The sequence below is a fragment of the Alloscardovia criceti DSM 17774 genome (assembly GCF_000376885.1).
Lineage (GTDB): Bacteria > Actinomycetota > Actinomycetes > Actinomycetales > Bifidobacteriaceae > Alloscardovia > Alloscardovia criceti.
This window is the reverse complement of the sequence record NZ_AQXR01000008.1, coordinates 114,792-129,534: the sequence shown is the minus strand read 5'-3', so window position 1 is coordinate 129,534 and position 14,743 is coordinate 114,792. Positions and strand designations below refer to the sequence as shown.

The following is a 14,743-nucleotide window of genomic DNA, read 5'->3' as shown; positions in this document are numbered from 1 at the left end:
ACGATTGGGAACAGCGTAAGTTGGGTGATTTATTTCAGCAGAGGACGGAGAAAGCATCTGGTGATGAAGATTTACTGTCTGTAACTATAGCCGATGGTGTTATTCGACAGAAAGACTCTGATAAACGAAACGTGTCCTCTGATGATAAAAGTAATTACAAAATTGTAAGAAAAGGAGATCTAGCTTATAACTCTATGCGTATGTGGCAAGGTGCGGTGGGAGAATCGGATTTCTTTGGAATCGTAAGCCCTGCTTACACAGTTTTACGGCCTCTGAACGATTTAGATACTAAATTTTTTATGGAGTTATTTAAGAAAAAAACAAGCTTAGATATTTTTCGTCGATGGTCGCAAGGTTTAACCTCAGATACATGGAATCTGAAGTTTCCGGTGTTGTCGAAGATTACATTTCGAGTAACCAAAAGCAGTGAGCAGTCGAAGATTGGTGAGTTTCTTTCTTCCCTCGATCACCTCATCACCCTTCACCAGCGTAAGCGAAAAATACTAATTTAAGCTCGCCATCGACCGCATAACGAGGTCAACGTCTTGATTTTCAAGCTCTTGGATGATGTGCAGATACGTTTTCTGCGTGGTTGTCATACTTGCGTGCCCTAAACGCCTCGCCACACTCGCTATGGAAACGCCAGCAAAGAGCAAGAGCGAAGCATGCGTGTGTCTCAGCCCGTGCACAGAAATAATTGGTAACTCTAGTCGGCAGCAGTGTCTTTCCAAAATTCCATTAACCGTTGAGTTATAAATACACTGGTCATCACGTACGAAGATCGGCTTTTCGCGGGGTAAGCCTCGCAAGAGTTCCGAAAATTGGATAACGGTTTGCCAATCAATTTGAATCTTGCGGACAGATGATCGGTTTTTAGTAGGTAAAAACCCACCGGAATTCTTATAATCCCACGTTTTGTTAATCGAAAGAGCCTGATGAGCAAAATCAAAATCGTTGGGTGTTATCGCCAAAGCTTCTGAAAAACGTATCCCAGTTTTTGCTACAAGAAGTATAAAATAATCCCAATTCAGATGGTCTTTGAGCTCCAGTCCCGAGAGCAAAGTATGCAGTTCGTATTGATTGAGATATTTAATTTTCTTTGGACGGGGTGTTTTTCCTTTAATGATCGCCTTACGCGTCGGATCTCTTTCGATCAGTCCATCATCTACCGCATCGAGGATGGCTCCCTTGATAAGGTGGTGAAAATCCATGGTCGTTTGTCTCTCATGCTGCGTTGCATAAGAATTGATGATTTCTTGGTAACGGATTCTATCGAGGTCGCGTACCTTAAGATTCGGAGCAAGCACGCGCAGCCATTCGTGAGCCATGTGGTATTTGTTCAGCGTGATTGGCCGCACGGCTCCTTGTTTATAAACTTTGACCCATTCTGCATAAAAATCGGTAAAAAGATCATCGGGTGATTGTTTGTGTGACATGTCTCTTTCCTTTCGCTACAACGCTTACGCCGGTGAAAAGCAATGTGTGAAGCAAAAAGGCACGTAATATCTTAGTCGGTCTGGGGCAGAGGTGCGTGGCAGATCCGTGCATTTTGACGGTTTCTTCTCAAGAGCTGCTGATTTACGAAAATCTACGTCAGAAAAAATAATCTGAGTTTCAATTTGACAAAGTGGTACACCGGAGTATCATTTAACTTGTGATACACAGTTGTACCACCTGAAATTTTGGTGATGCTGTTGCTTTATACCTCCGTCGATAACGGTATCGGCTCGGAGTCCAAGGCAGGGCGAACAGTACGGTTCGCATCACAGACAGCATCGGAAGGAGACCAAATGCAACGCACAACGAAGATTCTCGCAGCTACAGCAGCCGTAGCTATGCTAGCAGGTTTGTCAGCATGCGGAAGCTCAGATACCACAGCAGCAGCGGGGGATGCAAATAATGCAGAGCTCGTATTCTGGGGATGGGATTCGGGTAACACGATGAAGGATCTTATCGCAGACTTCGAGAAGGCAAACCCTGGCATTACCGTGAAGTTCAATAATACCGGTACCGCATCAGAAACGCAGACAGCTCTAACTAACGCCATTGCAGCAGGCAAGGGCGCACCGGATGTCGTCATGCTAGAAGACCCAACGGTGACGCAGTTCGCGGTTACGGGCGACTTGGCAAATCTGGGTGACATGGGTGCCTCGGATTTGGCTAATGATTTCGCCGCTGGTCCTTGGAATAAATTGCAGTATGATGGCAAGACCTATGCGCTGCCTATCGATTCTGGTCCAGAAGTATTCTTCTACAACAAAGCCGTCTTCGATAAGGCCGGAGTAGATGGCGACTCTATCAAGACCTGGGATGATTACTACGAAGCGGCGAAGAAGATTCGCGCTATTGGTGCGTATATTACCAATAATTCCGGCTCGTCCATGGAGTATCAGCCTTTCACTGCGCAGGCATGGCAGGCAGGTGCCAATCCATGGAAGGTGGACGGTGAAAATATCACCATCGATATGACGAACGATGCGGGCATGCAGCGATATATCGAGTTCCAGCAAAAGCTCATTGACGAAGATTTAATCGACACGAAGATTGCTAACTGGTCTGATGATTGGAACCGTTCCTTGAATGACGGGACCTTGGCTTCGCTGACCATCGGCGCTTGGATGCCAGTCAACCTGATGAACGGTGCTCCGGATCAGGCAGGAAACTGGCGTGTAGCCCAGCTGCCACAGTGGGAAGAGGGCGAGGAGGTCTCCGCTGAAGACGGTGGCTCCGCATTGGCTATTGTCAATCAGTCCCAGCAGCAGGCCGCAGCATACAAGTTCGTGGAGTACCTCGCGCACGGAGACGGCGCACAAACCATGGCAGAAACAGGCACATTCCCAAGCTTGAAGAAGATTTTGGAATCCTCCTCCTTCACAGATCCTGATTCTGAATCCAACAAGAAGGTGAACGACTTCTTCGGCGGTCAAAATGTGAATGAAATTCTTTCCGAAGCTGCCCAGCGTAAGGTAACGAACTTCCAGTACTTGCCATACAACCCATATGCGCAAACCACATTTGGCGATCAAATTTCTAAGGCGTATACCAAGGAAATTACCTTGAAGGAAGCATTTGCCAACTACGGCAAGGCTTTGGCAGAGCATGGCGAACAGCAAGGTTACACGGTAACCGATAAGGATTAAGCCGGGCTTTCTGAGTTAAAAAACTTTAGGAATAGCTACCGAGTATCACGATTGTGCGGCAAGCTGGGTCGATGACGACAACTCGATGTCCAACCATCGGCCCAGCCAGCACACAAGATCGTGAGGGGACAAGCAACTCCTAGATTAAATTCAGACAGCTTACCAGCTTGAGTTGAAGGAGGAAAAGATGGCAGGGCAGGAAAGCATGTTAGTCGCGGACAGAAGAATGCCAAACAGGGCAGCCTCTGCAGGCGAAATCACAAACAAGTCTACAGCTGAAAAGTCAGCAGAATCAGTGTCTCGCGCCACAGTATCTAAAGCGTCCAAATCGTCCAGTAACCCACACAGGCGCGACTGGCGTGGATGGAAGTTCGTAGGACCATTTGCTGCGGTGTTTATTTTTGTATTTATCGTTCCCGTGCTTTACGCTATTTGGATTTCATTTTTCCAAAAACGCATGATTGGTGGAAATCGTTTCGTTGGATTTTCCAATTATCAGCGTCTTTTCGCAGATGAGCAGTTTTGGAGCTCGGTAGGTCGTGTGACGATCTTTACCGTGGTACAGGTGCCTATTATGCTGTTCCTCGCAGCGGCGATGGCATTGGCGATTGACTCCATGAAGCTGCATGGCACGAAGTTCTTCCGCATTTCCACTTTCTTGCCATACGCGGTGCCTGCAGTTGTGTCCACACTGATTTGGGGATTCGTATACGGCTCCAAGTATGGTCTTGTGGGCTCTATGAACTCCTGTTTCGGCTGGCATGTGGATGTTTTGACGCCGAATGTACTGCTGGCATCCATTGGAAATATTGTGACATGGAGCTACACCGGCTACAACATGCTCATTTTCTACAGCTCGCTCTCCACCATTCCTCACTCACTGTACGAAGCGGCTTCCATCGATGGCGCCTCCGAATGGCAAGTGATTAAGAGCATTAAATTACCCGAGCTGCGAGGTTCGCTAGCGATTACCGTCATCTTCTCGATTATTGGTTCATTCCAGCTGTTTAACGAGCCAAGCATTTTGCAAAACATGGTACCGGGCAATGCCGTCACCACGTATTACACACCAAATATGTACGCTTACAACCTCAGCTTCTCCGGTAATCAAAGTAATTACGCGGCTGCCTTGGCTATTGTGATGGCCATCATCACCATGGCTGTGGCGTATGCGGTCCAGTTGCGAGGCATGAAAGAGCAGATGAAATAAGAGAGTGCGTGGCTGGGATCTGGTGCTTTGCAAAAGAGAGTTTCCACATTTCAGCAGGGCATTCGTCAATTTCACACAGTGGTGAAGGAGTTTTAAAATGTCGATGATGGATTCGGGCGCACGTCTCAGCGCCCAAGAGCTAAGAGTACAAGAACGCAATGCACGACGGGCTGAGCGAGAGCGCATGAAGCGTGTTGCTCACGATGAGGCGGAGGAAAGGAAGCGTTCTGCACGAAACGGGTTTGTCAACGTAGCAAATCCGCGCCGAAGCGCCTTACTTACCTTGGTCAGCGCCATATTTGCCGTGTACTGCTTATTCCCGTTCGTTTACTTAATTATCAACGCGACGAAAACACAGGCAGATTTCACCTCCACCTTCGGGTTGGGCTTTGGCAAGAGTTTCGCCTTGTGGGACAATATCGTGTCGGTCTTCACATATCAGGACGGTATTTTTAGTCGCTGGCTGCTCAATACCTTGCTGTATGTGGTCGTAGGTGCCGGTGGCGCTACACTGCTGGCCATTATGGGAGGATACGGATTGGCAAAATTCCGTTTCCCAGGGCGTAAAGCCGTTTTCGCGGTGATTATCGGTTCCATTTCCGTACCAGGCATCGCATTGGCCGTGCCACAGTTCCTGCTCTTTGCAAAGCTCGGACTGACAAACACGCCATGGGCCATGATCATCCCATCCTTGATTTCGCCATTTGGTCTGTATCTCATGTGGGTATTCTCCGACCAAGCCGTACCTACGGAACTCATCGAAGCTGCGCGCGTAGATGGCGCAGGAGAATTCCGCACATTCTTCCAGGTTTCTCTACCTTTGCTGGCTCCAGGCATTGTTACGACAGCCTTGTTTACCATTGTGGCGACGTGGAATAATTACTTCCTGCCATTGATCATGCTTAAAGACGCAGACTGGTATCCACTGACCATTGGTTTGAATCAATGGAAAGACCAGGCCAGCACGGCCGGCGGTCAAGCTATACAAAATCTCGTTATTACGGGTTCTTTGATTACCATCATTCCTCTGGTCATCGCCTTCCTCTTACTGCAACGCTACTGGCAGTCTGGTTTGGCAGCTGGAGCTGTGAAGGAATAAGGAACGCATTTACTAGCTCAGGAGTTCGAATCTCCTCGTTTCCGCTCACATCAGCCCGTCCCATGGACGAGTCTGAACTGCAAAGGATTTGATCATGACATTGCATAGCACACCCACGTGGCCGGCTTTGCTTACCCACGATGGCACAGGCATAGCCTTCGGAGGTGACTACAATCCCGACCAATGGCCGGAAGAAGTCTGGGATGAAGATATCCGGCTCATGAAAAAGGCTCACGTCACCGTAGTGGCATTGGGTATTTTCAGCTGGGATCGCATTCAGCCCTCCGAGCATGAGTGGGACTTCGCTTGGCTGGATAAAATCATTGGAAAGTTGGGAGAAGCGGGCATAGCAGTGGACCTGGCATCTGCTACCGCATCCGCACCGATGTGGCTATATACCAGCTACCCCGAAGTACTGCCTGTGGATAAATTCGGACACGTGATTAACCCAGGCTCTCGCCAATCTTGGCGTCCAACGAGTGCGGTGTTTAAAAAATTTGCCTTGCAATTGTGCCGTAAAATGGCTGAACGCTACGGTTCGAATCCTACAGTAACGTCCTGGCATATCGGCAACGAGTACGGCTGGAATAACAGGCAGGATTACTCTGACGATGCCTTACGCGCATTCCGTGCGTGGTGTGCGCGCAAGTACGGCAGCGTGGAAAATCTCAATGCGGCGTGGGGGGCGAGTTTTTGGTCTCAGGAAGTGCGCAGTTTTGAGGAAGTGCTACTGCCACGGCATATGGGCACGGATACGATGGTTAATCCTTCGCAGCAATTGGATTTCGAGCGTTTCGGCAATGACATGCTTTTGGACTTCTACAAAGCAGAGCGCGATGTTATCAAGGAAATTTGCCCAGACAAGCCGTGCACGACGAATTTCATGATTTCCACGGATCAGTGCTCCATGGATTATGCGCAGTGGTCTCGCGAAGTCGATTTTGTATCCAATGATCATTACTTCCACGAGGGCGAATCACACCTCGATGAGCTGGTTTGCTCGGATGCTTTAGTGGCGTCCATAGCCGACGGTCAGCCGTGGTATATGATGGAGCATTCCACCTCTGCGGTGCAATGGAAGCCGCTAAATGCACGCAAACGCAATGGCGAGCTTGTGCGCGACTCCTTGGCACATGTGGCGATGGGAGCGGACGCTATCAACTTCTTCCAGTGGAGACAGTCCGCCTTTGGAGCAGAGTCCTTCCATTCGGCCATGCTGCCTCATGCAGGGGAAGATACCAAGCTCTTCTCACAAGTCTGCGAACTGGGCGATGCGTTAACTACACTCAGTAAAGCCGGTGTGCAAGGCAGCGTAGTTCAGCCTGCTCATACGGCCATTCTCTTTAGTGCACAGTCCGAGTGGGCTACGCGATGCGAGACCTTGCCGACCACGAAGCTCAATCACTGGCATGACGTGCGGGACTGGTATAGGGCTTTTCTCCATGCAGGGAAGCGTGCGGATGTGGTTCCTGTTGCGGGCGACTGGCAGGCCTACGATACGGTTGTGTTGCCAAGTGTGCTGATGTTGTCGGATGAGGATGTCAGCAGGCTCGAAGCGTTCACACGTGCCGGCGGTACCGTCATTATCGGATACGCAACAGGTCTGGTGGATGAGCAATTCCATGTCGGATTGGGCGGCTATCCCGGTGCAGGGAACGGCAAACTGCGTGACATGTTGGGTGTGCGCGGAGAAGAATTCAATATTCTCGGCGATGAAGCAGACGGTGAACCGCGTGACATGAAATTGTCTAACGGCATGGTGTCACGGTTGTGGCAAAACGATATTAGGGTGCGCTCGGATGTGGAAGTGCTTGCACGCTACCGAGGCAACGCGGCTGATGCATGGGAGCTGGAGAATATACCAGCCATGACCCGAGCGCAATATGGCGCTGGCTCAGCCATCTTCATCGGCTGTGATCTTTCGCTCGGGGATCTAGCACGCTTTATCGATGACAATTTCGCACACGAGAAACGAGGATCTGGTCATTCTGAGCAGCGTACGGTGCTCCATACGGTTCGCACTACAGATGAGAATGAATTTCATTTTTATATTTCTCGTAGTGTCCTTGCGGAGCTTACCATCTCTGATGAGGAAGACATTATTTACTCTCACCAATGCGAGAAGGGAATCGGTGAAGAAGCCCAAGAACGGCGTTATTCGTTGGATTGCAATGGTATTCTAATAACCAAAAAGCAGATTCGCTAAGGCTTGAAGACAAAGGAGGGACGACGGCATGGATGGGGCAAATCACGAACGCAAACGAGTTACCTTGCGCGATGTCGCTCAGGAAGCCGGCGTTTCGCTAAAAACGGCTTCGAATGTCATCAACGGCGCCGGGCGCATGTCTGATCTGACGCGTTCTAATGTGCAAGAAGTTATCGAAAGGCTGGGATACCGGGTCAATATGGCGGCTCGAAATCTCAGCCGCAACCACACGGGCTTTATCACCCTGGCTGTGCCTACGCTGACACCGCCATACTTGGCAGAGCTTGCCAATCGTGTGATCGATGCCGCGCGTCTTAAGGGCTACTCCGTATATGTCACCACCTATGCTGAAGGCTCTGCAAGCGGTGCGAAGCAATTATTAGAAGATTTTAATACCACTGTTTCGGATGGCATGATTCTTTCCATGAGTGAGGTGGAGGAGTTTAAGCCAGAATACCTGCAAACCGAGTATCCCCTCGTATGTGTGGGTGCGCGTACGACGTGGGGTTTGGCGGATCATGTAACGCCTGATGATGTGGGAGCGGCCTCGATGGCTGCGGGCTATCTCTTTGACCGGGGCGCTCAGCGTTTAGCAGTGGTGGGTGTGCGTGATAGTCAGCCGGATATAGCGCGCATGCTACAGGCCACGGAGGGCAACTCGCAGCTGCGTATGCGCGGCATTCTCGAAGAGTGTGTCCGGCGCAATATACAGTTTGATGAACGATTGCTGGGCATAACGGGGCAGGATTGGACTATCGGCTCCGGTTATCGCGTGACAGAGCGGCTACTCGATCAGGGTGTGGCTTTCGACAGCATTGTGGCTTTGAATGATCAGCTTGCTATCGGTGCAATTTCCGCGTTGAAAACGCATGGTTTGGATATTCCTGGGCAGGTACAGGTGATTGGCTTTGACAACATTGAAGAATCCGAGTATTTGCAAACGCCGTTGACGACCATGGACTCGTATTTGGATTGGACCGCGCCAACGGCAGTGGAGCGTATTTTGGGTAGGATTGCCGGAAATATCAGTAGTCCAGAGCTTATCACAACAGATTCTCGTGTCATTGCGCGTTCGAGCACGCGTTAGGCCGTTTGAGTGAGTGTGGCGTCTACCATTGCTCGAGAGGCATGTCGCGCTTGTTATGCGCGCGATTCCATTCCTCAGCCTGCTCTTGCGCATTAAACGTGTCCATAAGTCTTACTGGGAATCTGCCGCCCGGACGAATGTTTCGATCAACGCTCGTTTCCGCAAAGGCCACAAGGGGAGCGTTCTTATCCAATCGAAGCCTTGCTTTCGTGCCCTGTACTTCCAGCACGCACGGACGCATGCGTATATCCGTACCGTCAAACTCGCGCAGCATCGTTTCCACTTGTGCAGCAGGCAGGTAGTCTAATTTGCGTCCCAACTTGCCCATACTTTTTCGCAATGCCTTTATGCTCTCACGGATAGGCGGCGAGCTTGGTCCCAGATCTTCTGCGAGCTGTTTCGCAAAGCCTGAGATTCCTCCCGTTTCTAATGGGGCCTGATCACGCTTCTGTGTCCGTTTGATGATGGCTTCAATCTCCCTCGCCGAAGCCTCATAGTCAAAGTCTCGCCAATACAAGACATACGAATGTGTCCGACCATCATCATAAAACCACAGCGCATACACAGGAAACTCTTCCTCGGTCCAATCACCCGAATCATCACCAGAATCGCAGTGAAGGCGCGATGGCATCAAGGAAAGGAGAGACAGCCCCTGCTCGCGGTACACATCCATGATGTCCTTTTGAGCGATGACAAAACCGTCTCGCGCTCGCGCAAATTTTCGAGAATCACGAATGGCGGTGGACCAATTTCCATACATAATGAAGACGAAAAGGAGGATCAAAATAATCCAGAATGATAGCACTGTGTCGTTTCTAAAGAAAAACCACACCGCGGATGGAATCAGCACACACAATAATACACTCCACACGGTGGTTTTCCACGCGCTGGTGAGGGTGCGGCTTCTATAATTTTGGGGCTGAAAACGCCGAATAGGGATAGGCCACTCGGCATCGGGTGCGCCCACGTATTCGATTTTTTCTTGGGGCTTGTTTGTGGATTTGTTTGCCCATTTATTGGCCCACTTGTTTGCTTGCGTGTTGTTTGCTTGCGAGCGAGGGTCTTCATCGACTGAACTGACAAAGTCAGAGGCGGATGTTGCTGCATCCTGGCTTGATTCCCAATCGACTTGGTCGAGCTGTGTCATGTCAATAATTCTACTCTACGAAAATTATGTAGGGCATAAATAATCTATCCACAGCCTGGCCATGACGGCTCTATGTACAAACGCTGGTGACGACCATATCGTCGTGTGTGCTCCGGACCGCACCTCAAGCGATGAAAAGGATGCGATGGCATCATGAACAGTCCCGAGCTTCCAGTGAGCTCTCGCATCGTTGCTCACACCCGTGCGTGGTATACGGCTCAGTATCGAAACGAGAAGGAGCCTACCATTCTTCGATAGGCATGTCGCGCTTTTTCTGTGCGCGTTCCCATTCTTCTTTCTGCTCCTGTGGGTTGAAGGTATCCATGAGCCGGAGAGGGAAGTGGCCACCCGGGCGAATATTTCTATCCACGCCTGCATCCGCAAAAGCCACGAGAGGTGCGTTCTTATCAAAGCGCAGTCGAGCCTTGTTACCCTGGACTTCGAGCACACACGGACGCATGCGAATATCCGTACCGTCAAACTCGCGCAGCATCGTTTCCACCTCTGCAGGCGGCAAGTGGTCGAGCTTTCCCCAGAATTTGCCCATATTCTCACGTATTTTATCCACTTTTTCGCCAATAGGCTGCGGAATTGGTGCGAACGCATCAGCCAGTTCTTTTAATCGGGATGTCCCTTCGCCCGGCGCTAGCTCCGTCTGCTCAATCACCTGTTCACGCGCTTTCATAGCTTCTCGTGCCATCACATCGTAATCGTACTCACGCCAGTACAGCACATAGGAATGCTCACGACCATCATCGTAAAACCACAGCGCATACACTGGGAAAGACTGTTCTGTCCACAAGTAACCTGAGCCACCATCGCGAGTCTCGCTTTGAAGTCGGGACGGTACCAGCGATAATTTCGCCAAACCCTGCTTGCGATACACGGCCATAATGTCTTTTTGAGCAATGAGCAATCCATCGCGCGCTCGCTCAAATTTGCGTGTATCGCGGATAGCTGACGACCAGCGTATGTGCATCAGCATGAGGAAAAAGCCGATGAAAATTAACCAAAAGACGAATATGGTTGGATTCCTAAAGAAATACAGGACTACGGACGGGATAATAACGCACAAAAAGCCACTGATGAACGTGCTTTTCCATGCATCCTGCACTGTGTTCTTGCGAAAATCTTGAGGATGGAACTTGCGCACGCGAATCGGCCATTCCTCTGTCGATGTGCCCACATATTCGATATTTTCTGTGTTATTCGGGCGTGTGGTTTGGGTGTCATCGTTGACCGGATATGGGGATTCGGTGTTGGATTGCGCAAAATTCTGGCCTGTTTCCCAATCGACTTGGTCGAGCTGTGTCATGTTTTCATTCTACTCCGCACACACTGCGTAACGGCATAAAAACGAACTGCCCAAACTCGAAAGCGTGGGCAGTTTTGTGAGCAGTTTCTCGCGAGTTTTACTTTTTTCGTCTGAAAGCCAGTAATCGCTTATCGGTTTCCGGATATGTGATAAACGTCAGCCTGCCGTCCACATATTCGGCGATATACACCTGTGACGGCGATTCTATGCCTTGCTCGTGCAAATTATCCAACAGCCACTGCTCGTCTGTGCCAATGATTTCCAGCACCTCGTGATTAATGCTGCCATTGTTAATCAGTGGGAATTTCGGATTTTTAGCGTTTTTATCGAGGATGGTGAGTTTTCCGCTCGACTCCATAATGGCAATTTTCACATCTTTGGTCGAGATAATTCCTTCGCTGCGCAAATGCAACATGAGCTGATCCGCGCTAATGCCCACGCGCACGCAATTTTCCACATTCACCTCACCATTGCGTATCAGAATCACCGGATTTCCAATGATTACCGTTTTGAAGAAGTTATTAACGGTTAAAAGCTTCACTACCACGACAATTAAAGACCAAATCAGCAAAATAATGATGAAAGTGATCATAGGAACGGATGTATTGTAAATAACACCGCCAATAATGCCACCCAATACGTAGTTTTGAATCTGATTCAGCGGGGTATTGACCGAGAATTCGTACTTACCCAGAATGTTGATTTGCAGAATCATCACCAGCATGCCGAGCGTAAATTTTACGGCAATCAGGAAATAGGTGTTAGTAATCAATTCCGTAAACATTAGTTTGCCTCATTTACATAAACATGGTGGTCGATGACGTGCGTGCGTTCGAGGGTGTACGAATTATTGTCATCATTGAGATGCACCGTGTAGTTTTTCTCGTTAAACCGTACGATAATGCCATCCTGCAGGGTAGTAGAATTCACCATAATCTCGTCCACGGGCACGTCGTTGTCTATAGAAATGCTCGTCATGAATTTCACCAGTACCTGTGATTGCGAGTTCGCCTTGTCGCTTTGAAGGTACTCTTGCACGTTGATGCCCAGCAAAATCGCAATCAAGATGACCAACCCGATACTCAAATCGCGTAGTCTCGTCTTGACCTTGTTGCGCATGTAGTACAGCGAGGTTAAAAGCAAAATGACTAAGAGAACTATGAGAATGCCAAATCGCACGAGGATATTCATCGATTGGTGTTGTTGTATGTATTCAAGCGTATAAAACTGCATGAAAATGCACTCCTAAAATCGCGGAGGACGATATTTTTTCTTAATTTTAATGGGATGGTGTGATGTTTGGGGTTTTATGCCTCCATGTTTATCGGTCCGAGAATAAAAAAACACTGTCACGTATCTGGGAGACACGAATACGTGACAGTGAAGTGTAGCTATCCAAAATTCCCAAGCACTAGAGGGCTAGGAATTCTCTTTATTTCGTTATAGCTTTCCTAATAACCCATGGTCCTTCCCGTTGCGCGCGAAAACTGGAATGGTTTCCATCGGAGCGTGTACCGCAATGGTGTTTCCACCGTGATATATGGCGCCATCTATCAAGCTTGTCCATTGTGTAGATTCGTCACCAGGAAGATAAACTTCGCGGTATTCCTCGAATTCAGCAACCACCGGCGCGACGAGCAAATCCGGTCCGAACATATACTCATCAGCAATTGTCGCAGCCGATGAATCTTGAGGGAATTCGTAGAAGAGTCCACGCACGAGTGGCTGCCCATCAGTGTGTGCTTCCTCGAAAAGTTCCCTCGTGTAAGGTCGCAAAATTTCCCGGATACGAATGAACTTGGTTAGAATTTCCTGGACTTCCTCACCCATACTCCAAGGCTCGTTTTCTGCTCCGGATTGTGCACGCCAAGTACCATCTTGGGCGGAAACCATTTCCTTTGTAAGACCGTTGTCATATGGATAACTGCGATCTCCGTGATTACGCATAACAGGGGAGAAGCAAGAAAATTGGCACCAACGGACAAAGAGATTTCTGAAACGGTCAGATGAAATATCTCCATCATGGAAACCACCCATGTCTGTGGTAAACCACGGGATGCCTGCCATGCCCATGTGGATAGCACAAGTTATTTGGGCTTTCAGATCTTCAAATGTGGATCCCACATCTCCTGACCAGACCAAAGCTCCATACCTTTGAGATCCAGCCCATGCACAGCGAGTCAGATTGACAATTTCATTTTCCCGTCCAATTTCAAGTTGACCTTCATAGAAGCCGCGATTATATTCAACAGGAAAAATATTGCCGATTTCGATATTCGGACCTGCCCAATATCTGTAGTTGTCGTAGCTATACACGCCGTATTCTGGTTCTGCCTCATCGAGCCAAAATGCATCTACGCCATAGCTAGCGTAATGTGCATTGCATTTATCCCACACAAATTTACGGGCTTGAGGATTCGTCGCATCATAGAATTGACTCGGACCCTCAAACATCATACCTATGTCTTCGCCTCGATCAGCACTGACGAGCAAGTTCTTTTGGCGCATCGTTGCGAAGTTTTCAGATTTCATCGAAACCTGAGGCCATACTGAGACCATGAGTTTTACGCCCATCTCATGCAATTCATCGCACATTGCCTGAGGGTCGGGCCAGAACTCCTCTTCGAATCTGAAATCACCCATGTATGGCCAGTGGAAGAAATCTGCAACGATAAGGTCGAGAGGTATATTTTCTGCCTTGAACCTTCGCGCAACATCGAGAAGCTGCTCTTGGTTCCAATAGCGTAACTTACATTGCCAAAACCCGAGACCCCATTCAGGCATCTGAGGGCTGTGCCCGGTTACATTGGCATAGTTACGCTCTATATCTGCTGGGCTATCTGCAACGGTAATCCAGTAATCAATTTGACGCGTTGACTCTGCTTCCCATACTGTTTTATTCGTTCCGAAGCTTACTCTTCCGATAGCAGGGTTATTCCATAAGAAACCGTAGCCCTCGGACGACACAACAAAAGGTACAGAGGCTTGCGAATTTCTATGCGCAAGCTCTAGAGAGCAGCCCTTCAAATCGATGATATTTTGTTGGTATTCACCCATGCCGTACAGATGCTCATTTGTGGGTGTCTCGAAAGATACACGTGCACCGTATCCGCCGTGAGAATGGTACAGATATTCGCGCGCTCGCAAATTGAGAGAACCACCGCGGGTAATTTCTGTGATCAGACTTGTGCCGTCTGCTCGGGCAAAATCTAGATGACAGATGAATTCAGGATAACCTGAAGCATCATTGCGCACTTGTTGCGCAGTAGCGGTGACCACGATGTTTCCATTTGAGAGCCTCAGAATCTCTGTATTCGTATCTGCATTCGTTTCAACTTTTTCGATAGAGAAGTTTTTCGAGGAGCTGTGGTCTAAGTCTGTTTTATCTAAGAGAGCCCATTGTGTGTCCTGAGGCTCATGCATCCGAGATGCGCGAACTCGGACGCTATCTGGTCCCCATGCATCGACTTGTAGATATTCTCCTTCGCCAGTCCATGTAAAACCTTCTGAATGAATAGTGAAAAAACTCATTTTGTTTC

12 protein-coding genes are annotated in these 14,743 nt (G+C 49.0%); 6 read left to right on the top strand and 6 right to left on the bottom strand.

Annotation, left to right across the window (positions count from 1 at the left end):
* The coding region (locus D570_RS08235) for a restriction endonuclease subunit S (protein WP_018142750.1) at nt 1-512 on the top strand (512 nt) is incomplete at its 5' end.
* On the opposite strand, the gene D570_RS0102090 is transcribed toward D570_RS08235, so the two are convergent.
* Nucleotides 504-1,436: a site-specific integrase gene (locus D570_RS0102090; RefSeq protein ID WP_018142749.1), complete on the bottom strand. Its 933-nt coding sequence runs from the start codon at nt 1,434-1,436 to the stop codon at nt 504-506. The two genes, D570_RS08235 and D570_RS0102090, sit on opposite strands and share 9 nt — an antisense overlap.
* 354 nt (nt 1,437-1,790) lie before the next feature.
* Between D570_RS0102090 and D570_RS0102085 the strand changes: the two genes are divergently transcribed.
* From D570_RS0102085 to D570_RS0102065, 5 genes are all read left to right on the top strand, one after another.
* Nucleotides 1,791-3,140: an ABC transporter substrate-binding protein gene (locus tag D570_RS0102085; RefSeq protein ID WP_018142748.1), complete on the top strand. Its 1,350-nt coding sequence runs from the start codon at nt 1,791-1,793 to the stop codon at nt 3,138-3,140.
* 187 nt (nt 3,141-3,327) lie between these two features.
* A complete protein-coding gene (locus D570_RS0102080) occupies nt 3,328-4,350 on the top strand; it encodes a carbohydrate ABC transporter permease (protein WP_018142747.1) in 1,023 nt (340 codons plus the stop codon).
* A 106-nt stretch (nt 4,351-4,456) separates the two neighbouring features.
* Complete coding sequence (locus tag D570_RS0102075; protein ID WP_033376805.1) at nt 4,457-5,449, top strand: carbohydrate ABC transporter permease; 993 nt, start codon at nt 4,457-4,459, stop codon at nt 5,447-5,449.
* Nucleotides 5,450-5,543: 94 nt separating this feature from the next.
* Nucleotides 5,544-7,655, top strand: coding sequence for a beta-galactosidase (locus D570_RS0102070; RefSeq protein WP_018142745.1), 2,112 nt, complete (start codon nt 5,544-5,546; stop codon nt 7,653-7,655).
* Between the two features lie 28 nt (nt 7,656-7,683).
* Nucleotides 7,684-8,742, top strand: coding sequence for a LacI family DNA-binding transcriptional regulator (locus D570_RS0102065; protein ID WP_018142744.1), 1,059 nt, complete (start codon nt 7,684-7,686; stop codon nt 8,740-8,742).
* Nucleotides 8,743-8,764: 22 nt separating this feature from the next.
* Here D570_RS0102065 and D570_RS0102060 read toward each other — a convergent pair whose 3' ends face one another.
* From D570_RS0102060 to D570_RS0102040, 5 genes are all read right to left on the bottom strand, one after another.
* Nucleotides 8,765-9,889: a hypothetical protein gene (locus D570_RS0102060; RefSeq protein WP_018142743.1), complete on the bottom strand. Its 1,125-nt coding sequence runs from the start codon at nt 9,887-9,889 to the stop codon at nt 8,765-8,767.
* A 241-nt stretch (nt 9,890-10,130) separates the two neighbouring features.
* Nucleotides 10,131-11,204 carry a hypothetical protein gene (locus D570_RS0102055; RefSeq protein WP_018142742.1) on the bottom strand — a complete coding sequence of 358 codons (1,074 nt, stop codon included), beginning with the start codon at nt 11,202-11,204 and terminating at the stop codon, nt 10,131-10,133.
* A gap of 97 nt (nt 11,205-11,301) precedes the next feature.
* Complete coding sequence (locus tag D570_RS0102050) at nt 11,302-11,988, bottom strand: DUF421 domain-containing protein (protein WP_018142741.1); 687 nt, start codon at nt 11,986-11,988, stop codon at nt 11,302-11,304.
* Entirely contained in the window at nt 11,988-12,437 is a 450-nt protein-coding gene (locus D570_RS0102045; protein WP_018142740.1) for a DUF3290 domain-containing protein, read from the bottom strand. The genes D570_RS0102050 and D570_RS0102045 overlap by 1 nt, the downstream gene beginning before the upstream one ends.
* A 207-nt stretch (nt 12,438-12,644) precedes the next feature.
* Entirely contained in the window at nt 12,645-14,735 is a 2,091-nt protein-coding gene (locus D570_RS0102040) for a glycoside hydrolase family 31 protein (protein ID WP_018142739.1), read from the bottom strand.
* Between the last annotated feature and the right edge of the window lie 8 nt (nt 14,736-14,743).